Source organism: Bradyrhizobium sp. NBAIM14, assembly GCF_020193895.1.
In the GTDB taxonomy this organism is placed as follows: domain Bacteria; phylum Pseudomonadota; class Alphaproteobacteria; order Rhizobiales; family Xanthobacteraceae; genus Bradyrhizobium; species Bradyrhizobium yuanmingense.
In genome coordinates, this window is sequence record NZ_JADYVQ010000001.1 from 837,544 (window position 1) to 859,420 (window position 21,877).

22 protein-coding genes are annotated in these 21,877 nt (G+C 64.7%); 9 read left to right on the forward strand and 13 right to left on the reverse strand.

Translation table 11 applies throughout. From position 1 onward, the window contains the following. Positions 1 to 19: 19 nt before the first annotated feature. The 6 genes from I6F28_RS03890 to cysG all read right to left on the reverse strand — a co-directional run bounded on the left by I6F28_RS03890 (position 20) and on the right by cysG (position 5,771). The gene (locus I6F28_RS03890; RefSeq protein WP_225126395.1) at positions 20 to 1,021 is read right to left on the reverse strand and encodes a sulfate ABC transporter substrate-binding protein; all 1,002 of its coding nucleotides are present in this window, start codon (positions 1,019 to 1,021) and stop codon (positions 20 to 22) included. A gap of 120 nt (positions 1,022 to 1,141) precedes the next feature. After that, positions 1,142 to 1,867, reverse strand: a complete 726-nt coding sequence (locus I6F28_RS03895) for a phosphoadenylyl-sulfate reductase (RefSeq protein WP_109142443.1) — start codon at positions 1,865 to 1,867, stop codon at positions 1,142 to 1,144. Further along, a complete protein-coding gene (locus tag I6F28_RS03900; protein WP_036036913.1) occupies positions 1,864 to 2,379 on the reverse strand; it encodes a DUF934 domain-containing protein in 516 nt (171 codons plus the stop codon). The genes I6F28_RS03895 and I6F28_RS03900 overlap by 4 nt, the downstream gene beginning before the upstream one ends. Beyond that, positions 2,366 to 4,021 carry a nitrite/sulfite reductase gene (locus I6F28_RS03905; RefSeq protein ID WP_109142442.1) on the reverse strand — a complete coding sequence of 552 codons (1,656 nt, stop codon included), beginning with the start codon at positions 4,019 to 4,021 and terminating at the stop codon, positions 2,366 to 2,368. The genes I6F28_RS03900 and I6F28_RS03905 overlap by 14 nt, the downstream gene beginning before the upstream one ends. An 11-nt stretch (positions 4,022 to 4,032) precedes the next feature. After that, entirely contained in the window at positions 4,033 to 4,350 is a 318-nt protein-coding gene (locus I6F28_RS03910) for a DUF2849 domain-containing protein (protein WP_036021663.1), read from the reverse strand. Then, positions 4,347 to 5,771 (reverse strand): siroheme synthase CysG, encoded by a 1,425-nt coding sequence (gene cysG / locus I6F28_RS03915; RefSeq protein ID WP_225139304.1) that lies wholly within the window; start codon positions 5,769 to 5,771, stop codon positions 4,347 to 4,349. The genes I6F28_RS03910 and cysG overlap by 4 nt, the downstream gene beginning before the upstream one ends. A gap of 244 nt (positions 5,772 to 6,015) precedes the next feature. Between cysG and cysD the strand changes: the two genes are divergently transcribed. From cysD to I6F28_RS03935, 4 genes are all read left to right on the forward strand, one after another. Next, complete coding sequence (gene cysD, locus I6F28_RS03920; RefSeq protein ID WP_035998209.1) at positions 6,016 to 6,810, forward strand: sulfate adenylyltransferase subunit CysD; 795 nt, start codon at positions 6,016 to 6,018, stop codon at positions 6,808 to 6,810. 14 nt (positions 6,811 to 6,824) lie between these two features. Further along, positions 6,825 to 8,741 carry a sulfate adenylyltransferase subunit CysN gene (gene cysN, locus I6F28_RS03925; RefSeq protein WP_225139305.1) on the forward strand — a complete coding sequence of 639 codons (1,917 nt, stop codon included), beginning with the start codon at positions 6,825 to 6,827 and terminating at the stop codon, positions 8,739 to 8,741. Positions 8,742 to 9,095: 354 nt separating this feature from the next. Further along, complete coding sequence (locus I6F28_RS03930; RefSeq protein WP_035998186.1) at positions 9,096 to 11,261, forward strand: malate synthase G; 2,166 nt, start codon at positions 9,096 to 9,098, stop codon at positions 11,259 to 11,261. A gap of 195 nt (positions 11,262 to 11,456) precedes the next feature. Continuing rightward, positions 11,457 to 11,657 carry a CsbD family protein gene (locus I6F28_RS03935; protein WP_008546815.1) on the forward strand — a complete coding sequence of 67 codons (201 nt, stop codon included), beginning with the start codon at positions 11,457 to 11,459 and terminating at the stop codon, positions 11,655 to 11,657. A 156-nt stretch (positions 11,658 to 11,813) separates the two neighbouring features. Here the strand turns inward: I6F28_RS03935 and I6F28_RS03940 are convergent, their stop codons facing one another. From I6F28_RS03940 to I6F28_RS03950, 3 genes are all read right to left on the reverse strand, one after another. Beyond that, on the reverse strand, positions 11,814 to 11,969 hold the full coding sequence (locus I6F28_RS03940; RefSeq protein WP_008546817.1) for a Thivi_2564 family membrane protein: 156 nt from the start codon (positions 11,967 to 11,969) through the stop codon (positions 11,814 to 11,816). Between the two features lie 155 nt (positions 11,970 to 12,124). Then, positions 12,125 to 12,775 (reverse strand): DUF2865 domain-containing protein, encoded by a 651-nt coding sequence (locus tag I6F28_RS03945; RefSeq protein ID WP_035998181.1) that lies wholly within the window; start codon positions 12,773 to 12,775, stop codon positions 12,125 to 12,127. Positions 12,776 to 12,788: 13 nt separating this feature from the next. Then, positions 12,789 to 13,604: a L,D-transpeptidase gene (locus tag I6F28_RS03950; protein ID WP_035998178.1), complete on the reverse strand. Its 816-nt coding sequence runs from the start codon at positions 13,602 to 13,604 to the stop codon at positions 12,789 to 12,791. 208 nt (positions 13,605 to 13,812) lie between these two features. Here I6F28_RS03950 and I6F28_RS03955 point away from each other — a divergent pair, with 208 nt between their 5' ends. The 5 genes from I6F28_RS03955 (at position 13,813) to I6F28_RS03975 (ending at position 17,934) form a co-directional block, all read left to right on the forward strand. Further along, positions 13,813 to 14,925: an AI-2E family transporter gene (locus I6F28_RS03955; protein WP_035998174.1), complete on the forward strand. Its 1,113-nt coding sequence runs from the start codon at positions 13,813 to 13,815 to the stop codon at positions 14,923 to 14,925. A 78-nt stretch (positions 14,926 to 15,003) separates the two neighbouring features. Beyond that, positions 15,004 to 15,375 (forward strand): ElaB/YgaM/YqjD family protein, encoded by a 372-nt coding sequence (locus I6F28_RS03960; protein ID WP_035998171.1) that lies wholly within the window; start codon positions 15,004 to 15,006, stop codon positions 15,373 to 15,375. Between the two features lie 88 nt (positions 15,376 to 15,463). Continuing rightward, complete coding sequence (locus I6F28_RS03965; RefSeq protein WP_057028148.1) at positions 15,464 to 15,919, forward strand: hypothetical protein; 456 nt, start codon at positions 15,464 to 15,466, stop codon at positions 15,917 to 15,919. 167 nt (positions 15,920 to 16,086) lie between these two features. Next, a complete protein-coding gene (locus I6F28_RS03970) occupies positions 16,087 to 17,235 on the forward strand; it encodes an OpgC domain-containing protein (protein ID WP_035998141.1) in 1,149 nt (382 codons plus the stop codon). Positions 17,236 to 17,325: 90 nt separating this feature from the next. Next, positions 17,326 to 17,934 carry a TetR/AcrR family transcriptional regulator gene (locus I6F28_RS03975; RefSeq protein WP_035998138.1) on the forward strand — a complete coding sequence of 203 codons (609 nt, stop codon included), beginning with the start codon at positions 17,326 to 17,328 and terminating at the stop codon, positions 17,932 to 17,934. On the opposite strand, the gene I6F28_RS03980 is transcribed toward I6F28_RS03975, so the two are convergent. From I6F28_RS03980 to I6F28_RS03995, 4 genes are all read right to left on the reverse strand, one after another. Beyond that, a complete protein-coding gene (locus I6F28_RS03980) occupies positions 17,931 to 19,589 on the reverse strand; it encodes a CHASE domain-containing protein (protein WP_035998135.1) in 1,659 nt (552 codons plus the stop codon). The genes I6F28_RS03975 and I6F28_RS03980 overlap by 4 nt on opposite strands. A 299-nt stretch (positions 19,590 to 19,888) precedes the next feature. After that, positions 19,889 to 20,512: an urease accessory protein UreG gene (ureG, locus tag I6F28_RS03985; protein WP_025033975.1), complete on the reverse strand. Its 624-nt coding sequence runs from the start codon at positions 20,510 to 20,512 to the stop codon at positions 19,889 to 19,891. Positions 20,513 to 20,551: 39 nt separating this feature from the next. Then, complete coding sequence (locus tag I6F28_RS03990; protein ID WP_225139459.1) at positions 20,552 to 21,280, reverse strand: urease accessory protein UreF; 729 nt, start codon at positions 21,278 to 21,280, stop codon at positions 20,552 to 20,554. Further along, positions 21,261 to 21,872: an urease accessory protein UreE gene (locus I6F28_RS03995; RefSeq protein ID WP_225139306.1), complete on the reverse strand. Its 612-nt coding sequence runs from the start codon at positions 21,870 to 21,872 to the stop codon at positions 21,261 to 21,263. Before I6F28_RS03995 ends, I6F28_RS03990 begins: the two co-directional genes overlap by 20 nt. Between the last annotated feature and the right edge of the window lie 5 nt (positions 21,873 to 21,877).

Here is a 21,877-nt window from a genome sequence, read left to right on the forward strand (position 1 = left end):
CCCCTACGACAGCGCCCGATCAGTTCTTGTAAATCTGATCGAAAACGCCGCCGTCTGCAAAATGTTCCTTCTGTGCCTTGGTCCAGCCGCCGAAGACGTCGTCGATCGTGAACAGCTCGACCTTGGCGAAGGCATTTTCGTACTTTTTGGCGGTCTCGGCATCACGCGGACGGTAGAAATTGCGCGCGGCGATTTCCTGCCCTTCCTTGGTGTACCAGTATTGAAGGTAGGCGTCAGCCGCATTGCGGGTGCCCTTTTTGTCGGCAACCTTGTCCACGATCGCGACCGGCGGCTCGGCGAGGATCGACTGCGGCGGTGCAACGATCTCGAACTTGTTCGCACCGAATTCCTTGAGGGCCAGGAACGCCTCGTTCTCCCAGGCGAGCAGCACGTCACCGACGCCGCGCTCGACAAAGGTCACAGTGGCGCCCCGGGCGCCGGTATCGAGCACCGGCACCTGCTGGAAGAGCTTCCCAACGAAGTCCTTGGCCTTGTCGGCCGAACCGTATTTCTTTTGCGCAAAGCCCCAGGCGGCAAGATAATTCCAGCGCGCGCCGCCCGACGTTTTCGGGTTCGGGGTGATGATGGCAACGCCCGGCTTGATCAGATCATCCCAGTCCTTGATGCCCTTGGGATTTCCCTTGCGCACCAAGAACACGATGGTCGACGTGTAGGGCGACGAATTCTGCGGCAGCCGCTTCTGCCAATCCGTCGCGGTGAGGCGCTTGCTCGCGATAGCGTCGATGTCATAGGCCAGCGCAAGCGTCACCACATCGGCCTGCAAGCCGTCGATCACCGCGCGCGCCTGCGAGCCGCTGCCGCCGTGCGACTGCTTGATCTCGACGCTCTTGCCGGTTTCCTTCTGGTAGGCGCTCGCGAACGCCTTGTTGAACTCGACATAGAGCTCGCGCGTCGGATCGTACGACACGTTCAGCAAATTGATGTCGGCGGCCAGAGCCGAGCCTGCCCAGAACCCCGTCGCGAGCAATCCTGCGGCGAGCGGAACGATACGGCGCATCATGTCCATCTCCATTCACCTCGACGACATCGGCGTCGTCGACGGCAGGCATAACTCGTGGCGAAACGCTCTTGTGTCAACGGAACCCGATTTTCTTGTTCGCTAGCTTGCAGCGCGACTGTGCTACGAAGTCTTCATCGTATGGATGCCGCATTCTGTCTTGGCCCGGCCGCGCCACCGGCCGGCGCGTGCATCCTCGCCCTCAGTCGTTCTGCTGGTGCAAGGCATACACCCAACCGACAGGAATCCTGACACAACCAGAGGGTGCCGCGGCAATTTAGCGCGGGTGAAGATCGCCTCGATCTCCTCGCGCGAGACGTTGGCGAAGGGATTGAACTTCAGCCGCGCGCCATCGTCCTCGACGACCGGAATGTCGGCGCGCGCATTGCCCTGAAAGCGCTTGCGGCCGTTGAGCCAGGCGCCGAACGGCTTCAGCGCACGCGCCAGCGGCTCGACCTTGCGGATGCGGCAGCAGGCGTCGGGATCGGAGAACCAGAGGTCGCGGTCGGGATCTTCGCGCGACAGCGTCTCCTCGGCCGGCTTGATCGAGCGAACGTCCTTCAGGCCCAGCGTCGCAATGAGCGTATCGCGATAGGCCAGCGTCTCCTCGAACAACCAGCCGGTGTCGAGAAAGATCACGGGGATTGCGGGATCGACATCCGACATGACCTTCAACAGCGTCGCCGATTCCGTGCCGAAGGACGACACCAGCGCAAGCTTCTCGCGCCCGACCGTCTTCAGCGCCGCGGCAATGACCTCCGCAGGCGAGGCATCCCGCAAGGCGCGATCGAGCTCGTCCGCCGAAGGTAGCGCAGACACGGGCGAAACCTGAGGCGCGATCGCGTTCACGTGCCGACCCCTTCGGAGTGGCGCAATTGCATGCGCCGGTGCAGCGCTGTGATGCGGCCATCGCCGGTCGGCTGGTAGAACACCGAATAGCGCTTCGCGGTCTGCATGAAGGCCTCCGCATCGGCCTGCTTCTTGACCTCGAAGGCATCGAAGCCGGCGCGCAGCATGAACACGAACTGGTCGCGCAGCACCTGACCGGTCGCGCGCAATTCGCCGCGATAATTGTAACGTTCGCGCAGCAGCCGCGCCTGGCTGTAGGCGCGCCCGTCACGGAAGGTCGGGAACACCAGCGCGACGGCGGCGATCCGGCCGAGATACGGCACGAGCTCGGCGATGTCGCGATTGTTGGGCCAGATCACCCCGACCTTTCCGGCGCGCTTGAGCAAGCCCTCGGCCTCGCCGAGGAAGCGCTCGGCGGGCACCAGGATGTCGCCGCCCTCGGGCAGCGGCGTGTCGACGGCGAGCTTAACGAAGCGGTCGTCCGTGATCTTTCCGCCATTAACGAGTGGCATAGACGCGCTCCTTGAAGGGTTCGACGCCGAGGCGCTTCACCGTGTCCATGAACAGCTCTTCGGGCCGCTCGCGCAGCGCCAGATAGGCTTCCACGATGTCCTCGACCACGTCGGCGACCTCGTCGAACTTGACGCCGGGACCGATCAGGGTGCCGAGCGCGGCGTTCTCGTCGGCACGGCCGCCGATGGTGATCTGGTAGACCTCCTCGCCGTTCTTCTCGACGCCGAGAATGCCGATATGGCCGACATGGTGATGGCCGCAGGCATTGATGCAGCCGGAGATGTTGATGTGCAGACGGCCGATCAGGTTAGCGAGCTCGTGATTGGCGAAGCGCCGCGTCAGCTCCTGCGCGATCGGAATCGAGCGGGCATTCGCCAGCGAGCAATAGTCGAGCCCGGGGCAAGCGATGATGTCGGTGATCAGGTTGACGTTGGGCGTCGCCAACCCGAGCTTGTCGAGCGCCTTCCACAGTGCCGGCAGGTCGCGCTTGGCGACGTGCGGCAGCGCTAGATTCTGCTCGTGGCCGACGCGGATCTCGCCGAAGGAATATTTGTCGGCAAGATCTGCCAGCGCGTCCATCTGCTCGGCGGTGGCATCGCCCGGAGGCCCGCCGGTCGGCTTCAGCGAGATCGTGACGATGGAGTAACCCTGCACCTTGTGCGGGGCCACCGAGTTCTTGCGCCATGCCTCGAAATCGGGGTCGGCCGCGGCCTGGCGCAGCTCGTCCGGCATATGCGGCAGCTTCTCGTAGGCCGGATAGGTGAAGCGCGAGCGGATGTCCTCGATCACCTCCTCGTCGATCTGGAGCGAGGAGTTGCGAATGTGCTGCCACTCGTCCTCGACCTCGCGCGAGAATTTCTCGATGCCGAGCTCGTGCACCAGGATCTTGATGCGCGCCTTGTAGATGTTGTCGCGGCGGCCGTACTGATTGTAGACGCGTAAGATCGCCTCGATGTAGCTGAGGATGTCGCGGCCGTGCACGAAGTGCTTGATGGTCTTGGCGATGAACGGCGTCCGGCCGAGACCGCCGCCGACCAGAACCTCGAAGCCGGTCTCGCCCTTCTCGTTCTTGATCAAGCGCAGGCCGATGTCGTGGATCTTGATCGCGGCGCGGTCGTGGTCCGAGGCGGTGATCGCGATCTTGAACTTGCGCGGCAGGAACGAGAATTCCGGATGCAACGTGGTGTGCTGGCGGATCAGCTCCGACCAGATGCGCGGATCCTCGATCTCGCCCGGCGCGACGCCGGCCCACTGGTCCGAGGTGACGTTGCGCATGTTGTTGCCGGAGGTCTGCATCGCGTGGATGCCGACCTTGGCGAGGTCTTCGAGTGCATCCGGCAGCTCGGCGAGCTTGATCCAGTTGAACTGGATATTCTGCCGCGTGGTGAAGTGGCCGTAGCCGCGATCGTATTTGCGCGCGACATGGGCGAGCGCCCGCATCTGGTTCGTCGCCAGTGTGCCATAGGGGATCGCGACGCGGAACATATAAGCGTGCAGCTGCAGATAGACGCCGTTCTGCAAACGCAGGATCTTGAACTCGTCCTCGGTGAGCTCGCCGGAAAGGCGCCGCTTCACCTGGTCGCGGAACTCCGAGACGCGCTCGTTGACGAGCGTGCGGTCGATTTCGTCGTAAGCATACATAAGTGGGTGCCTTAAACCTGGGCCGGCTGTCCGATGGTGACGCCGGTGCGGCGAATCTGCTCGCGCAGATTGCCGGGCTGGACCTTGCCATCGTCGCCGATCTGCACCGGCGCGATATAGGGGCCGATGGCGCCGACGTCATCGGCCACGGCTTCCGCAAGCAACGCCTTGGCCTCGTCGGAGTTGCGCACGATCGCGGCTTCCGACAGCTCGGCGGACCAGCTGTTGGCGGCGGTGCGGTAGACCACGATGCCGTCCCAGGTGCGGTTGGCGGTCACGACCGAGGGGCCGGCGATACGGATCTTCTTTTGTTCGAGCGGAGAGGTCATTCGGCTGCATCCAATAGGTCAGAGATGATTTGTTTGGGTGTCTGGCGGCGAAGCGAGCCGGCATGCCGGACCACGTCGCCGATGATGAGGATGGCGGGACCGCCATGGATCCGCCGCACCAGTTCCGGCAGATCGCGCAGCGTGCCAATTGCGCCTTGCGCATCGGGCCGCGTGACGCGGGCGAACACGCCGACCGGCGTCTCCGGCGAGCGGCCGGCCGCGAACAAGCCTGCGCGCACGGCGGGCGCTGCGGTCATGCCCATGTAGACCACGACGGTCATCTTGGTGTCGGTCAGTGTCGACCAATCCACGTTCTCTGCATCGCGGGCCTTGTGTGCGGTGAGGAAGGTGATGCGGGTCGCTTCGTGACGATAAGTGAGCGGCACCTCGAAATCGGCAGCGGCGCCGAGCCCTGCGGTGATGCCGGGAATGATCGAATAGGCGACGCCGGCGGCGCGCAACGCTTCCACCTCTTCGCCGCCGCGGCCGAACACGAAGGGATCGCCGCCCTTCAGCCGCACGACGCGCTGGCCCGATTGCGCGGCCTCGATCATGCGCTTGTTGATGGCGTCCTGGCCGATGCCGGGCTTGCCGACGCGGCGGCCGACCGCAACGCGCGTGGTGTCGCGGCGAATGCGGTCGAGAATCTCGGGCGAGACCAGCTCGTCATGGAAGACGATGTCGGCGTCCTGCAAAGCGCGCAGCGCCTTGATGGTGAGCAGATCGGGATCGCCGGGGCCAGCGCCGACCAGCGCGACGGAGCCTTCCGGCTTGTCGGCGCGCGCGAACGCGGAAAGGTCGGCAATCGCCTTGAGCGATGCATCGGCTTCGCTGTTGCGGCCGGCGAGCACGGCGGCGCCGATCGGACCGTCGATGACGCGCTCCCAGAAGCGGCGGCGCAGCGGAAACTCGGCGATGCGCTCGTTGATCGACTTGCGGAAGGTGCCGATGAACTCGGCGAGCTCGCCAATGCGCGCCGGCAGCAGCGCCTCGATCTTCTCGCGCACACGCCGCGCCACCACCGGAGAGGTGCCGCCGGTGCCGACGGCGACCACGACATCGCCGCGATCGACGATGGCCGGAAAGATGAAGCTGGAATGCTCGAGGTCGTCCATGACGTTGACGGGCAGGCCAGCCGCCTTGGCGCGAGCCGACATGGCGACACCGACATCACCTGCGCCCGCGCAGACGACGGCGATGACGCCGGAAATATCCGCCGTGAGCGGATCGCCTGCCGCGATCTCGATGCGCGCCAAGTCTTCGGAGCCGAGGCCAAGGTCGTGATTGCCATCGATCGCATGCACGCGCAGGCGCGCGCCGGCAGCGGCGAGCACGCGCAGCTTGGCGCGCAAAAGCTCGCCCGCCCCGATGAGGACCACCGGGCCGGCCTTGAGATCGAGAAACACCGGCAAGAACCGCATGTGATACTCGCTTCCCCACAAACGGGGTTGACTGGAATTATTTTCTATATATGTCTCGTTTCGAGCGCGCAAAGAGAAAATTTTTTCTTCTCTTCCGCACCGCAACTATAGAATTTTCGCCTCCAAACGCAAAGTGGCAGAGATGCATCTTCTCAAGGACGATTCCGCTGCTGATCGACTGAGCAATCCGGCGCTGGCTGAGCGCGTGCGCGCGCAAGAATTTGCTGCCGAACTTGCCTCGAGCATGGACCATCTCGACCAGCTCGAAGCGCAGAGCATCTACATCTTCCGTGAGGCCTTTGCCCGGCTGAAGAAGATTGCCCTGTTGTGGTCACTCGGCAAGGACTCCAACGTCATGATCTGGCTGGCGCGGAAAGCCTTCTTCGGCAAGATGCCGTTCCCGGCGCTTCACGTCGATACCGGCAAGAAGTTTCCGGAGATGTATCGCTTCCGCGATCATTACGGCAAGGAATGGGATCTCGATCTGCGCGTCGAGCCCTGCCCGCCGATCGATGCCGTCGACCCAACGCTGCCGCCGGCCGCCCGGTCCGCCGCGCGCAAGACCGAGGGCCTCAAGATGGCGCTCGCAAAATATGGCTTCGACGGCCTGATCGCCGGCATCCGCCGCGACGAGGAAGCAACGCGCGCCAAGGAGCGGGTGTTCTCGCCGCGCGGCTTGGAGGGCAATTGGGACGTGCGCGACCAGCCGCCGGAATTCTGGGATCATTTCAACGCCTCGCCGCCGCAAGGCGCGCATCTGCGCATCCATCCGATCCTGCATTGGACCGAGGCCGACATCTGGGCCTACACCAAGCGCGAGAACATCCCGATTATTCCGCTGTACCTCGCCAAGAACGGCAAGCGTTATCGCTCGCTAGGAGACCAGGACATCACCAATCCGGTTGCCTCGAATGCCTCGAACATCGACGAGATCCTGATCGAGCTCGAACAGACCAAGGTGCCGGAGCGCTCGGGGCGCGCGCTCGACCACGAGACCGAGGACGCCTTCGAGCGCCTTCGCGTCGCCGGCTATCTCTGATCAAGGACGCGGCCATGAACATGATCGTCACGTCAGCCTCGCCCGGCACGCCGAACGGCACCACGCGTCCCCAGGTCCGCATCGTCATCGTCGGCCATGTTGACCACGGCAAGTCGACCCTGGTCGGCCGCCTCCTGCATGAAACCGGCAGCCTGCCCGAGGGCAAGCTCGAAATGCTCAAGGCCGTCAGCGCGCGGCGCGGCATGCCGTTCGAATGGTCGTTCCTGCTCGACGCGCTGCAGACAGAGCGCGACCAGGGCATCACCATCGACACCACCCAGATCCGCTTCCGCACCAATTCGCGCGACATCGTGCTGATCGATGCGCCCGGCCACGCCGAATTCCTCCGCAACATGATCACCGGCGCCTCGCAGGCCGACGGTGCGGTGCTGATCATCGACGCGCTGGAGGGCGTGCGCGACCAGACCAGGCGGCACGGCTATCTCCTGCATCTGCTCGGGGTGAAGCAGGTCGCCGTCGTCGTCAACAAGATGGACCGCGTCGATTTCTCCGCCGCACGCTTCAAGGACATCAGCGACGAGATCTCCGCGCATCTGAACGGCCTCGGCGTGACGCCCACGGCCGTGATCCCGATTTCCGCGCGTGACGGCGACGGCGTCGCGATGCGCACCGACCGCATCTCTTGGTACAAGGGACCGACCGTGGTCGAGGCGCTTGATCACCTCGAGCCGGCGCGTCCGCTGGAAGCGCTGGCGCTGCGGCTGCCGGTGCAGGCGATCTACAAGTTCGACGACCGCCGCATCGTCGCCGGCCGCATCGAATCCGGCAGCCTGATTGCCGGCGACGAGATCGTGATCATGCCGGCCGGTAAGATCGCCAAGATCAAGACGGTCGAGAGCTGGCCGGCGACGCCGGTAGCGGGCCGTCAGGGCGCCGGCCGCTCGGTCGGCATCACGCTCGACCGCGAATTGTTCATCGAGCGCGGCGACATCATCGCGCATGCGGGCAGCGCCCCGCGCGAGACGCGGCGGCTGCGCGCGCGCATCTTCTGGCTGCACGACAAGCCGCTTGCCAAGGGCGACCAGCTTTTGGTGCGCTGCGGCCCCAAGGAAAGCCGCGCCACCGTGGTCGCCATCGAGAAGGCGGTCGATCCCGGCGAGCTCTCGAGCAGCGAGAACAAGGCGATCGGTCGCAACCATGTCGGCGAGATCGACATCTCCCTGTCCAATCCGATCGCGACCGATCCCTACACCGAAAATCCGCGCACCGGCCGCCTCGTGATCGAGGTGTCCGGGCGCATCGCCGGCGGTGGCCTGGTGCTGTCGGTCGATGCCGGCCAGCGTGCCGTGCCTGTCGACATCGTGCCGGTGGAATCGGCGCTGCGTAGCGACGAGCGCTCGGCCCGCTACCGCCACAATGGCGCCGTGGTCTGGCTTACCGGCCTGCCGGCCTCCGGCAAGTCGACGCTGGCGCGGGCGCTGGAGCGGCGTCTCTTCACCAATGGCGGCTCGCCGATCCTGCTCGATGGCGACACGCTGCGCGCCGGGCTCAACAGCGATCTCGGCTTCTCCGCCACTGATCGCAGCGAGAACATCCGCCGCCTCGCCGAGGTCGCGACGCATCTCGCCCGCAACGGCCACATCGCCATCGTCGCGGCGGTCTCGCCCGCGCGCGAAGATCGCGCCGCCGCGCGTCGCATCGCCGACACCGCGTTTCGCGAAATCCATGTCGCGACGCCCGCCGAGGTGTGCGAGGAGCGCGATCCCAAGGGCCATTACAAGAAAGCCCGCGCCGGCGCACTCGCCTCGTTCACCGGCATTGGCAACGACTACGAGAAGCCTGAGGCCGCCGAGCTCGTGATCGATACGTCGAAGCGGACGGTTGCGGAAGCGGCCGACGAGATCGAGCAGATGCTGAAGGCATCAGGCGTGCTGTTCGACGAGCTCGTGGACCTCGCTGCGAATATTTGAGGCCGCCCTAGTCGTCGCCCGGCTCGGCCGGGCGACCCAGTATTCCAGAGACAGCGTTGGAATACGAAGAAGCCGCAGCGTACTGGATTCCCCGCTTGCCGCCTTCGCTAAAGCTTCGGCGCCCCTAGACCTCAACCTCGGCGAAGCCTTAGCGTAGCCGGGTCGCGGGGAATGACACCGGTGCGTGGGACCGTCTCCCACCTCTCCTTGACATTTTGACAAGCTCCCGGGGGTCTTCTCACGGCCTCTTTTTTGGGGCTAATAGGCCCCCGAAAGCTGCCCCGCGCGGGCGCATTTTGCTGCTGTCGGGTCAAAAGCAGCCAAAAACAGCCATTTCCAACAAGAAAGCCCATCATGAAACGCGTCGACGCCCACGGATTGAAGATCGCACCCGTCCTGTTTGACTTCATCGCCAAGGAAGCGGCCCCGAAAACCGGGATCGCGCCGGATGCGTTCTGGGCCGGGCTGGCCGGCATCATCAAGGAGCTGGGACCGAAGAACCGCGAGCTGCTCGCATTCCGCGACAATCTGCAGGCCAAGATCGACGACTGGCACCGCGCCAATAAAGGCAAGGCGTTCGACCTCAATGCCTACACCGCCTTCCTAAAGGAGATCGGCTATCTCGTCCCGGAGCCGGCGACGCAGAAGGTCGAGACCGCCAATGTCGACGAGGAGATCGGCAAGATCTGCGGCCCGCAGCTTGTCGTGCCGCTCACCAATGCGCGCTACGCGCTGAACGCGGCGAACGCACGCTGGGGCTCGCTCTATGACGCCTTCTACGGTACCGATGCGATTCCGCATGATCCGTCCGAGAGCGGCAAGGGCTACAACAAGGCACGCGGCGACAAGGTGATCGCCAAGGCCAAGGCGTTCCTCGATAACGCCGTGCCGCTCGCGACCGGCAGCCACACCGACGTGACCGGCTATAGCATCGTCGCGAGCCAGCTCGCGGTGAAGCTGAAGAGCGGCAACGCCACCGCGCTGAAGAACGCCGCGCAGTTCGCGGGCTTCCAGGGCGATGCGGCTGCGCCGAGCGCCGTGCTGCTCGTCAACAACGGCCTGCATATCGAGGTCAAGATCGACCGCAGCAGCGCGATCGGCAAGGACGATCCGGCCGGCGTCGCCGACATGATCATGGAGGCCGCGGTCTCCACCATCCTCGACATGGAGGACTCGGTCGCCGCTGTCGATGCCGAGGACAAGGTGCTGGTCTACCGCAACACGCTCGGCCTGATGAACGGCACGTTGTCGGCCGATTTCGAGAAGGGCGGCAAGACGCTGACGCGTTCGCTCAATTCCGACCGCCTCTACAAGACGCCGGACGGCAAGGGCGAGCTCAAGCTGCACGGCCGCAGCCTGCTGTTGATGCGCAATTGCGGTCACCACATGTTCACGGACGCGGTGCTCGACGAGAAGGGCGAAGAGGTTCCGGAGGGCCTGCTGGACGCCGCCGTCTCGGGCCTGCTCGCGATCCACGACCTCAAGGGCAATTCCAAGGTCAAGAACAGCCGCACCGGTTCTGCCTACATCGTCAAGCCGAAGATGCACGGCCCGGACGAGGTCTCGCTGACCTGCGAGATTTTCGACCGCGTCGAGAAGATGCTCGGCCTGCCCGAGAACACGCTCAAGGTCGGCATCATGGACGAGGAGCGACGCACCACCGTCAACCTCAAGGCCTGCATCCAGCGCGCCTCCAAGCGCATCATGTTCATCAACACCGGCTTCCTCGACCGCACCGGCGACGAGATCCACACCTCGATGGAAGCGGGCCCGATGATCCGCAAGAACGAGATGAAGGCGCAGGCCTGGATCAAGGCCTATGAGGACTGGAACGTCGACATGGGCCTGATCGATGGCCTGCCCGGCCACGCCCAGATCGGCAAAGGTATGTGGGCCGCGCCCGACAAGATGGCGGACATGCTGGCACAGAAGCTCGGCCATCCGCAGGCCGGCGCCACCACCGCCTGGGTGCCCTCGCCGACCGCGGCGACGCTGCACGCGCTGCACTACCACCAGGTCAACGTCATCGCGCGCCAGGAGGAACTCGCCAAGGGCGGACCGCGCGCAAAGCTGTCCGACATCCTCACCATTCCGGTGTCGAAGTCGAACTGGGCGCCCGATGACGTCAGGCAGGAGATCGACAACAATTGCCAGGGCATCCTGGGCTATGTCGTGCGCTGGATCGACCAGGGCGTCGGCTGCTCGAAGGTGCCCGACATCCACGACGTCGGCCTGATGGAAGACCGCGCCACCTTGCGCATTTCCAGCCAGCACCTTGCCAACTGGCTGCATCAGGGCGTCATCACCGAGGCGCAGGTGATGGAATCGCTTAAGCGCATGGCCGTCGTCGTCGACAAGCAGAACGCGGATGATCCCATCTACAAGCCGATGGCGCCCGCCTTCGACGGCGTCGCCTTCAAGGCCGCCTGCGACCTCATCTTCAAGGGGCGCGAGCAGCCGAACGGCTACACCGAATACATCCTCACCGCGCGCCGCCGCGAGGCCAAGGCTCTTGCATAAAAAGGCTCTTGCATAAAGAGGCTCTTCGATAAAAGAGGCTCTTGGATAAAGAGGCGCTCGGCTGAGCAGAGTCACGGAACATCGAAAGCCCCGGCGGAAACCGGGGCTTTTTCGTTGGGCGAAACGTCGCGCTGTGTCACGGAACAGGCTGCGTGCGCCTCGCGTTGTCGGGCCATCAACCAACGGGAGATGGTCATGGACTGGAATCGGATCGAAGGAAACTGGAAGCAGTTCAAGGGATCGGCCAAGGAGAAATGGGGCAAGCTCACTGACGACGACCTCCAGCTGATCGAGGGCCGCCGCGAGCAGCTTGAGGGCCGGTTGCAGGAGCGTTACGGCAAGGCCAAGGACCAGGTCCGTCAGGATGTCGACGACTGGCTGAAGTCGCTGCACTGAAGCAGCACGAACGAAGCCCCGGCGAAAGCCGGGGCTTTTGATTTGAAAACATTTGCATTCGTAGCCCGGATGCAGCGTAGCGCAATCCGGGATCGGTTTCGCTGTGGCAAGACTCCGGATTTGCTTCGCTCCATCCGGGCTACGCGCCTACCCCCGCTAGAACACCGCGAGATATTTCAGCAATGAGACAATGCCGATGATGATGACGATGACGCGCGCGATCTGCTTGGCGCGGCCGTCCATTGGCAGCATGTTGATGAGATAAAGCACAAGAATGACGACGAGAAAGGTGACGAGTACGCCGACCAGCATCGCGAGGCCCCCTTCAGGCAATTGCTACGCTGTTCTAACGCGCTGCACCCAAGCCGGTTCCATCTCGGAAACCCTGCCGCGCAACGTCCCGCGGCGGGCCTAGTCCAGCATTTGGCCGTCCGACAAGGTTCGGACGCCGTCCGATCGGGCGCTCCCTACTCCTTCGCCACCACCGGGACTTGACGGAATCTGGCACGCACCGATTCCGGCAGCGGCGAGAAGTTCATCGCGACGCCACGGCGGTCATTGGCATTGCGGCTGGCGACCACGAGGCCATTGGCGCCGGCGACGATGTCGCCCTTGCGCAGGGTCGGGTCGTCCTCGACCTTGACCGATGCGAGCCCGACCGGGTCCTTGCCGTTGCAGGTACAGCCCGCGACGATCTCGTTGCGATAGCGGAACGCGTTCGGCAGGTCGGAATAGGACTTTCCCTTCTCAGTCGTGGCATCGTCGATGTTGCCGCCATAGACGAGCGAGGTCTCCGAGGCAGGGCAGAAGCTCTTGCAGGATTGCGCCTTGCTCTCGGCATCATTGCCTTGTGCCGGGAAGTAGCGACCGTCGCAGCTGCGCACGCAATAGGCGGTGCCGCCGCCGTAGGACGCGCGCTGGCGTGGCGCCTCATAGCGCGGCATATCGTCGGTGGGGAAAGGCATCCGGATTTCCGGCGGCGGCCGCATCCGAAAGCCGCCGAACAGGCCCGAGAAGAAATCCTGCGCATGCGCCGACGGCGCCATCGCCAGCCCGCTGGAGACGACGACGACAATCGCCGCTCCGCCCGCCAGTTTGTCAATCAGCCGTCTCGCCATAGGACCTCGCAGACTAATTCACGGCCGACGTGGTCATGTTCAGCGCCTGCCGACCCGAAGGCAGTGTCGTCACGGCCGGACGCTTGCGCACGGGATCACCTCCCTTCGCCATTAACGGCGCGTTCTTCGGCAGCACCACGACCTTGGCGCCGACATTGACGCGGCTATACAGGTCGACGACGTCCTCGTTGGTCATGCGGATGCAGCCGGACGAGACGAACTTGCCGATGGTGGAGGGATCATTGGTGCCGTGGATGCGGTATTGGCTCGAGCCGAGATACATCGCGCGCGCACCGAGCGGGTTGCCGGGCCCGCCGGCGACGAAGCGCGGCAGATAGGGCTGGCGCGCGATCATCTCGGCCGGCGGATGCCAGTCCGGCCACTCGGCCTTGCGGCTGACGCTTTGCACGCCCGACCAGGTAAAGCCCTCGCGGCCGACGCCGACGCCGTAGCGGATCGCGCGGCCGCCTCCGAGCACGTAATAGAGATAGGTGCTGTTGGTATCGATGACGATGGTACCGGCCGGCTCGCTCCGGTCAAAGCCGACGATCTGCCTGCGCAGCCGGTCGGGCAATTGGGCATCCTCATCGGCGACCTGCGGCGCCTCGTTGATGTCATCCTGCGAATAGCCTTGGTCCTGCAAGTGTTGGCCCTGCAAGTATTGGCCCTGCGAGTAAAGGTCCTGCGGATACACCCGCTGCATCGGCGCATAGCCGAAGGTTTGGGCGCTTGCGGTGCCCACCGGCACTGCGAGAAGAGCGGTTGCGAAGGCGAACGCGCCGACGGCGCGCGGCGAGAAGCTGCGACGGACTGCAAACAACTTTGTCATGAGCTGCCCCGTTGGATGTGCATCAGGTGATGCGCTGCCTCAACAAACTCCGCCGCCTCGATCGAAGTTCCGGCGCAGCGTGCGGCAGCGACGTCACAGTCAAGCGAGCATCCGTTCACGAAGCCGCGATGGAACCAGCACGCCGCCCAAGCATTAGTCACGTCATCAATGGGCGCGCGGATCACGGATTCCGTGCGGGAGAGATATTGTGCGCGTCCTACCCAGTGAACGTTTGATTTCCGGCAACAGCGAAGGCGATCCGCTTCCCGAGAGCCATGTCGAGCTGCCGCCGGTGATCCGCCGCACTGAATTCGTCGCGTTCGCGCTGGCCGGGCTGTTGCTGATCGCCATCGTCGCCGTGCTCTATGTCGGCCGGGCGTTCTTCCTGCCGGTCGTGATGGCGTTCGTCATCGGGACCATGCTGTCTCCGGCGGCCACCTTCCTGGAGCGAAGCAAGGTCCCACGCAGCGTCGGCGCCGTGCTGATCGTGGTCGCAGTGAGCGCGGTGGTCGCTTTCGCCGTCGCGTTGATCGCTTCGCCGGTCATGGCGTGGAGCACGCGCCTGCCAGAGCTCGGCGCGCAATTGAAGGACAAGCTGCACGTGTTCGACCGGCCGCTTGCGCTCTGGCGGGAGCTGCAAGCCATGCTCGGCGGCTCGGAGGGATTGCCGAGCCTGCACATGCCCAAGATCGAGTGGGTGCAGCCGACGCTGGAATTCCTGTCACCGACCTTTACCGAATTCCTGCTGTTCTTCGTCACCCTGATCCTGTTCATCGCAAGCTGGCGCGACCTGCGGCGGGCCATGATCATGACCTTCAGCAATCACGACGCGCGGCTGCGCACGCTCCGGATCCTCAACGAGATCGAGGTCCATCTCGGCAATTATCTGCTGACCGTCACCCTCATCAATGTCGGCGTCGGCGTCGCCACCGGCCTGATCTGTGCGCTGACCGGAATGCCCAATCCGGCCGGGCTCGGCGCACTGGCGGCCACGCTCAACTTCATCCCGATCATCGGGCCCGTGGCGATGTTCGTGGTGCTGGTCGTGGTCGGGCTGATCGCCTTCCCGACCCTCGGCGGCGGCCTGATGGCCGCGCTCGCCTTCGGTGGCCTCACCTTTCTCGAGGGTCACTTCATCACGCCGACGATCATCGGGCGGCGGCTCGCCCTGAACGCGCTCGCCGTGCTGCTCGCGCTCGCGTTCTGGACCTGGCTGTGGGGGCCGATGGGCGCGTTCCTGTCGTCGCCGCTCCTGATCGTCGCGCTGATCCTGAAGGACCACCTATTGCCGGAGAATTCGCCGCAGCTGCCGCAAGCCTGACCGGTTTCAGCGAACGGAACTTACCCGGCGACGAAACGTTCTCCGCCCATCTCAGCCGTCAACAGTTCGGAGCTCCCGATGTCCACGCCCAATGCCGAAGCCGGGATGAGAGACTGGACCGACAAAGCCACCCGAGACCGCCTCGAAAAGGATGTAGCAGCCGTGAAAAGCGATATCGCCGCCCTCACCGACCAGATCACCGACGCGCTCAATACTTTCGCCAACTCCACCAGCAAGCAGGCTCGCCGCGGCTATCGCCAGGCGCGCGAGAACATGGACTCCGCGATGGACGACATGTCCGAGCGCGGCAGCGCGATGATGGAAGCTGCACATGACGCCTACGGCTCGATCGAGGAGACGCTGGAAGAGGCGATCACGCAGCGGCCGCTGGCGACCGTCGGGCTGGCGCTCGGCATCGGCTTCCTGATCGGCGTCGCCTGGCGTCGCTAAGGATGTCGACGCCCATTTGATACGGCGGCGGCACGCCGCCGCTGTTGGCTCGTGACCATTCGGCTGGCGGGGATTGAGGAGCAAGGCCATGTTTCAGCGCATCATCGACGGCATCAGCGCATCAACCGGCACGACGGTTCGGCTGACCTCCCTTGCCGCGGGCGCTGCCTTCGCGCTGCTCGTGACCACAGGCTTCCTCTGTGCCGCCGTCTTCATTTGGGTGCTGCAGAAATATGGCCCGGTGCAGGCTTGTCTTGCCGGCGCCGGCATCTTCTTCCTGTTGACCCTGGCCGCGGCAGGCTCCTATTGGAGCTACAAGCGCGAGGTGCAGAAACGCGCCCAGATCGCGGCCGAGCGCGCCGCGAAATCGGCCGCGCAGAGCATGCTTGCAGATCCGATGCTCCTCGCCACCGGGCTCCAGATCGTTCGTGCCATCGGCGTCAAGCGGCTGCTGCCGATCCTGGCGATCGGGGGCGTCGCCCTGGGCATCCTGGCGAGCCGCGCCGGCGTATCCGACGAGGTGTCGGCCGAACCTGCCGAGTAGAGTCCGGCATTATAATTACTGCGCGCGCATCTATCTGCATTTCATAGAGCAAGCGGCACATTTGACGCCGTTTGGCGCGGTTCTTCCCTGCTCACGCAAACGCTACTCGGACGAGCAGGCGGTTGCCGTTAAAAGCATCATCCTGATTCCCAAAGCTATTTTGCTCAATGAAACCGTCCGTCAAGGCGAACCTCGCCGCATTCCAGCATGACGCCAGGCTCTATCTGACGCTCGGCATCGCCAATTGGTCCATATTCGTCGACCATATTCCCAACAACGTCGTCAACCTGCTGACGCTGCGCAATTTCGGCTTCAGCGGCGCGGCGGACCTGTTCGTGTTCGTGGTGGGGTATGGGGTCGCCATCATCCATGGCAGGATGGCGCTGGAACGCGGCTACTTGGTCGCGGCGACGCGCATCTTTCGCCGGGTCTGGCGGCTCTATGCCGCCTATGTCGTGCTGTTCGTGATCTATATCGATGCCATCGCCTATGTCGCCAGGCAATCGATGGCGCCGGAGATCATCCACCAATACAACATCTCCGGAATTCTCGAGCATCCACTGCGCATCCTGGTCCGCGGTCTCGTGCTCCAGGAAGAGCCGCTGAACCTTGACCTGCTGCAGCTGATGGTCCCGCTGATGGCGTTCTTTCCGTTCGCGTTGTGGGGCCTGCTGCGGGGCCCGAACCTGACGCTGGCGGCATCGGTCGCGCTGTATCTCGCCGCACGCTGGTTCGACTGGAATTTTCGGATCTATCCGGACGGGGAATGGACCTTCAATCCGCTGTGCTGGCAGATGTTGATGGTGCTGGGCGGCTGGTTCGCCGTGACGGGCGCTCCGGGACGTGCGCTGCACGGCATGTCCTGGCTGCGGATCCTCGCCGGCGCCTACCTGGTCTTCGCGATGGCCGTCACCTTGATGCGCCATTCGCCGGCGCTGTCGGCTTACCTGCCCGATCTGCTCCTCAACAGCATCGCTCCGACCGACAAGGAAAACCTCGCTCCCTATCGGGTGGTCCACTTCCTCGCCCTCGCGTTCATTGCCACCCATCTCATTCCGGCGGATCACCCCGGCCTGAGATGGAAACCGCTGCAAGCGGTGATCGCATGTGGTGAGGAATGGCTCGCGGTATTCTGCGTCGCCGTGTTCCTATCCTTCGCTGGCCACCTCATCCTAATCACCGGGCCGAACCTGGCGGTGATGCAGGTGGCGGTGAGCATCACCGGCTTCGCGGCGATGACCGGGCTCGCCTACTACATCGCCTGGTCGAAACGGCAGGATCTGCCGGCAGCCCTGCGGCAGCAGGCCCAGAGCTGATCGCTTCGCGACGAAATCGTGCGATTCTGCTAGGCCGAATGCCGCCCCTGGGCTATGCCGGGACCCTGCGTGAGGAGACCGGGCGTGGCGATGGCGAAAGACGGGCGTGAAGAGGCGGAGCGCGCGCCCCGGCGCGGCCGGCCAAGGTCGATTGAGACCACCAACGCCATCCTCGAAAGCGCCTATGCACTGATGGCGACCACCGGCCTTGCCGCCACCACCATCGATGCGATCGCACGGCACTCCAGCGTCTCCAAGATGACGATCTACAAATGGTGGCCGTCGCGGGAAGCGCTGCTGATCGACGCCTTCCTCCACCATGCGTCGCAGATGCTGCCGCTGCCGCCCGCGAGCGCGGGCACGCCCGCGGCGCGCGCGCGGCGCCACGCCGCCGCCTATGCCGAGGCGCTGCAGGGCGAGTTCGGCAAGGTGCAGCTCGCCGTCGTCTCCGAATGCATTTCCAAGACCGGGTCGGCCGAGCTGTTCTACGCCCGGTACCTGCAATTCCGCCGCGACGCGCTGGTGGACATGATCGCCGCCGGCCAGAAGGACGGCAGCATTCAGGCCGAGGGTCCTCCTGAGAATCTCTACGACGCGATCTATGGCAGCCTGTTCTACCGCTATATCTTCGGCATCGCGCCGATCACACCCGGCTACGCGCGCAGCCTCGTCGATCTGGTGTTGCAACCGAAAGGTTAGCCGCGCACCGGCCTGACCGGCGCCGAGATTTTATCCGTGCGGTCGCGCTCGGTCATGTCGACGACCGTCTCCATCGGCGCGGTCAATTCATAGACGTAGGAGACGTCGGTGAAGAAGCGCTTGGCGGTCCCGCCCAGCGCCTCGGGCGCGACGCGGTCGAGCAGGATCAGGCCGAAATCGGAATCGGGCCGGCGCGTCGCCTCGCTGGTGTTGAACTCCTCCCAGCGGAAATGGAAGACCTCGTCGCCCTCCTCGCCGGTCACCGTCCAGTTGGCGGTGATGTGCGGGTGCTTGCCGACCAGCGACAGGCCCTCGTCGGAATGCGAGGCGAGCTCGAAGAACAGCAGCGACAGGCTCTGTGCGGCACGCGCGCTGACCGCGATGTCGGGGCCGGTGACGGCGATGCGATCGGCATGCGGAATCGCGCGCGCCTCGAACAGGCCCTTCAACTTGACACCCTGCCACTGGCTCTCGCTGAGCAGCGACACCACATTGGACATGGCGTGGATGCGCCCGATCAGGAGCTCGCGCGCGATGTCGATGTCCGAGCCGTGGCGCAAGGTGCGCGTCACGATCGACTGGATCACCGCCAGGATGTTCTTGACGCGGTGGTTGAGCTCGTCGATCACCGCGGTCAACCGCCGCTCGAATCCGATCCTGACCTGGATCTCCCGGCTGAGCCGCAGATTGTTGTAGGCGACGTAACCGAACAGGCCGCACACCATTGCGGTGATGGCAAAGCCGATCGCCGCTACGATGATGGCGGTCTGCTCGGCGCGGCGCACCGAATTGGTCTTCGCGTAATAGCCGAGCTGCCAATCGCGGCCACCGAAGCTCACCGTGCGCGTCGCCGACGGGGCCCCGTCCGCCGCCGCGATCCGCGTCGAGACCACGCCCTGATCATTGGCGATCAGCTCGCCGCCGTCCTTGCGCGGATCCCTGAGCGCCACCGCGAACAGCGACATGTCGTCATTGGCCAGCATCAGCGAGGCGAGCTCGTAGGAAAATGTGACGAAGCCGGCCGGCTCCGTCGCACCCTCGGGAACGACTGGCGCGGCCACGATGATGCCGATCGGCCCGTTTCCGCGGATCAACGGCACCGGGTCGGAGGCAACCGACCTCTTTTGGGCGCGCGCCCGCGTGAGCATCGCGCTGCGAACCGGATCCTGATCGTAGCTGCGGCCGGGCAAGGCCGTGGTCTCGTTGCTGCGCGGCTCGAGATCCAACAGCACGTCGATCGGCTGGGTGACATCGGCAGGATTGATCGGCTTGTCGTCAAACGAGCGGATCTGCGGATTCGGGAAGCCGGCGCTGGCGATGGCGGCTTGCGCGTCCGCAAGCTCGTTCGGCTTCAGCCGGGCGATCCAGCCGGCCACCACAAAGTCGGTCTTGAAGGCGTAGATCGCCGAGCGCAGCGGCTCCAGCATGTTCGGCTTGATCACCGACGGCGCGCGGAACAGGCCCGAGGCGACACGCGCGAGCAGCTCCCGCTCGGTCAGGCGGTCCTGAACCAGGCTCGCATGCACGTCGATCGCCCGCGCTAGCGCGATCCGGTCCAGCGCCAGCTCCTGGTCGTGGACGCGATAAGCCGCAAGCCCGGAGAGCAAGGCCCCGAGCAGAGCGATGAAGCCGATGATGAAACCCAGCCTGACCACGCGATTACTCAGGCGAAAGCAGGAGGTCGGCAATGAACACGGAGCACATGAACGCCGCTCGAACGGCCAGAGGCCGAAGCAGGGTAAACCCCAGTGGCGGAGATAATGAAGGAGGAGGCATCAGTACGCAACTTGGGTCGCCTGAAAAGCTTAATCCGCCCGGCCGATGGTCTGGCCGGGATGAATTCGCCCCGGGCGCCGGAGGTAGTTAATCGCCGTGTCCGAAATTTGTTCCGTGGGTTGCGGCACGGCCCAGGCGTTAACGACGAAAAACGCCTGCGCCAACTGGTCGCGTCCGGTCAGCCCGCCCGTTTCAGGCCGCCTTTGGCCTCGATGAAGCCGACGATTCGGTCGAGCCCCTCGCTCTTCTTGAGGTTGGTCATGACGAAGGGACGTTCGCCGCGCATGCGCCTGGCGTCCGTCTCCATCTTCTCCAGGGAGGCGCCGACATGGGGCGCAAGGTCGGTCTTGTTGATGACCAGGAGGTCGGACCGGGTGATGCCGGGGCCGCCCTTGGACGGGATCTTGTCGCCAGCGGCGACGTCGATGACATAGATGGTGAGGTCGGCCAGCTCCGGGGAAAAAGTGGCAGCGAGATTGTCGCCGCCGGATTCGATCAGCACGAGGTCAAGTCCGGGAAACTTGGCGCGCATGTCCGCGACCGCAGCGAGATTCATCGAGGCATCCTCGCGGATCGCCGTGTGCGGACAACCGCCGGTCTCGACGCCGGCGATGCGATCCGGCGTCAGCGATCCCGAACGCACCAGGAACTCCGCATCCCATTTGGTGTAGATGTCGTTGGTGATCGCCGCAATGTCATAGCGCTCGCGCATGGTCTTGCAGAGCAGGTCCATCAGCGCGGTCTTGCCCGATCCGACCGGACCGCCGACGCCGACACGCAAGGGACCGTGAGATTTCGCCATGTGACTCGTTCTCTCCTGATGACTTGACGGCCGCACCGCTCACGACCGAAACAAGCGGGTATATTGCGTCTCGTGCCGCAAGCTGGCGAGATCGGCCCGGAACGTCGCGCTGCCGAGATCATCCAAGGTTGCATTCAGCGCGCGATTGGCGGTGGCGGCGACGGCGGCTTCCAGCTTCACCAGCACACGCTGGCTATCGGTCTGGCCGAGCGGAATGAGCCGGCTGGCGGCGGAAATCCAGTTCGAGACCAGCGCATGCAGGAAGGCGTGCAGCGTCGGCGCCAACGGCACGGCGTGCATCGCGGCAACCACACCGACCGCGACCGGATAGACTAGCGGCGCGCCGCATGCCGCGACCGTGGCATCCAGTCCGTCGGCATCCCATGCGGCGCGCGAGATATCGATGAAGGCGCGGCCCTGTGAGGTCGTCTCCAGCTGCCGCTCGCGCGACGGCACGAAGGCGCTCGCGAGCTCGGCGATCTCGTTCAAAGCGGCCGTCTCGCGCGATTCCGTGGCGCGATAGGCGTGGACCAGAAACGTCGCGTCACAGAAGCCGGAGCCGTCGCCGAGCATCGCATCGAGCCAATCCGCCAGCGTGGTCGTGTCGGTGACGTCGCCCGCCTCGACCGCCCATTCGATGCCGCTGGAATAGGAGAAGCCGCCGACGGGAAATGCCGGCGAAAGCCAGGTCATCAGCCGGTACAGCGCCGCCGCCTCGCCCTCGGCAAGATCACCGGCGCCGACCGGCTCATTTGTGGTCATGAGCATGCTTGTGGCCGTGGTGATGGTCGGGATGATCGCAATGCTCGTCGTGGTGATGGTGGTGCTCGTGGCTATGGTCGTGCGAGCCATGATCATGGTGGTGGCCATGGTCATGGTGATGATGGCCGTGATCGTGATGCGCATGGTCGTGTCCATGCGCGTGGCCGGCATCGGCGTAGGCGCCGCCTTCGGGATCGAACGGCGCCTCGATCTCGATCACACGCGCGCCGAGGCCCTTCACCATCGCCGCGATGACGTGATCGCGGCGGATGCGCAGGGCCTTGGCCAAGATCTGGGTCGGCAGATGACGGTTGCCAAGATGCCAGCCGACGCGGACGAGGTGGTGCGGATCGCGGCCGCGGATTTCGAGCAGCGGCTCGGGCGCCGCGACCACCTCGATCAGCCTTCCGTCCTCCAGCACCAGCGCATCGCCGCCGCGCAGCGCGACGGCATGTTCCAGGTCGAGCAGGAATTCGAGACCACGCGTTCCGGTCATCGTCATGCGGCGGCGGTGCCGGTCGTCAAAATCGAGCACGACCGTGTCCACTGGTGCTTCCGTGAAGCGGTGCTGTCCCCTGACCTGCGTCGCCCGGATCATGCGTC

Bases quoted from the DNA above. Each gene is read 5' to 3' on its own strand.
- I6F28_RS03940 (WP_008546817.1), bottom strand. From the start codon at position 11,969: ATGCTGGTCGGCGTACTCGTCACCTTTCTCGTCGTCATTCTTGTGCTT.
- I6F28_RS03965 (WP_057028148.1), top strand. From the start codon at position 15,464: ATGTTTCAGCGCATCATCGACGGCATCAGCGCATCAACCGGCACGACG.
- cysN (WP_225139305.1), top strand. From the start codon at position 6,825: ATGAACATGATCGTCACGTCAGCCTCGCCCGGCACGCCGAACGGCACC.
- ureG (WP_025033975.1), bottom strand. From the start codon at position 20,512: ATGGCGAAATCTCACGGTCCCTTGCGTGTCGGCGTCGGCGGTCCGGTC.
- I6F28_RS03890 (WP_225126395.1), bottom strand. From the start codon at position 1,021: ATGATGCGCCGTATCGTTCCGCTCGCCGCAGGATTGCTCGCGACGGGG.
- cysG (WP_225139304.1), bottom strand. From the start codon at position 5,771: ATGCGGTTCTTGCCGGTGTTTCTCGATCTCAAGGCCGGCCCGGTGGTC.
- I6F28_RS03930 (WP_035998186.1), top strand. From the start codon at position 9,096: ATGAAACGCGTCGACGCCCACGGATTGAAGATCGCACCCGTCCTGTTT.
- I6F28_RS03995 (WP_225139306.1), bottom strand. From the start codon at position 21,872: ATGATCCGGGCGACGCAGGTCAGGGGACAGCACCGCTTCACGGAAGCA.
- I6F28_RS03990 (WP_225139459.1), bottom strand. From the start codon at position 21,280: ATGCTCATGACCACAAATGAGCCGGTCGGCGCCGGTGATCTTGCCGAG.
- I6F28_RS03975 (WP_035998138.1), top strand. From the start codon at position 17,326: ATGGCGAAAGACGGGCGTGAAGAGGCGGAGCGCGCGCCCCGGCGCGGC.
- I6F28_RS03970 (WP_035998141.1), top strand. From the start codon at position 16,087: ATGAAACCGTCCGTCAAGGCGAACCTCGCCGCATTCCAGCATGACGCC.
- cysD (WP_035998209.1), top strand. From the start codon at position 6,016: ATGGACCATCTCGACCAGCTCGAAGCGCAGAGCATCTACATCTTCCGT.
- I6F28_RS03950 (WP_035998178.1), bottom strand. From the start codon at position 13,604: ATGACAAAGTTGTTTGCAGTCCGTCGCAGCTTCTCGCCGCGCGCCGTC.
- I6F28_RS03905 (WP_109142442.1), bottom strand. From the start codon at position 4,021: ATGTATGCTTACGACGAAATCGACCGCACGCTCGTCAACGAGCGCGTC.
- I6F28_RS03935 (WP_008546815.1), top strand. From the start codon at position 11,457: ATGGACTGGAATCGGATCGAAGGAAACTGGAAGCAGTTCAAGGGATCG.
- I6F28_RS03960 (WP_035998171.1), top strand. From the start codon at position 15,004: ATGTCCACGCCCAATGCCGAAGCCGGGATGAGAGACTGGACCGACAAA.
- I6F28_RS03945 (WP_035998181.1), bottom strand. From the start codon at position 12,775: ATGGCGAGACGGCTGATTGACAAACTGGCGGGCGGAGCGGCGATTGTC.
- I6F28_RS03900 (WP_036036913.1), bottom strand. From the start codon at position 2,379: ATGCCACTCGTTAATGGCGGAAAGATCACGGACGACCGCTTCGTTAAG.
- I6F28_RS03910 (WP_036021663.1), bottom strand. From the start codon at position 4,350: ATGACCTCTCCGCTCGAACAAAAGAAGATCCGTATCGCCGGCCCCTCG.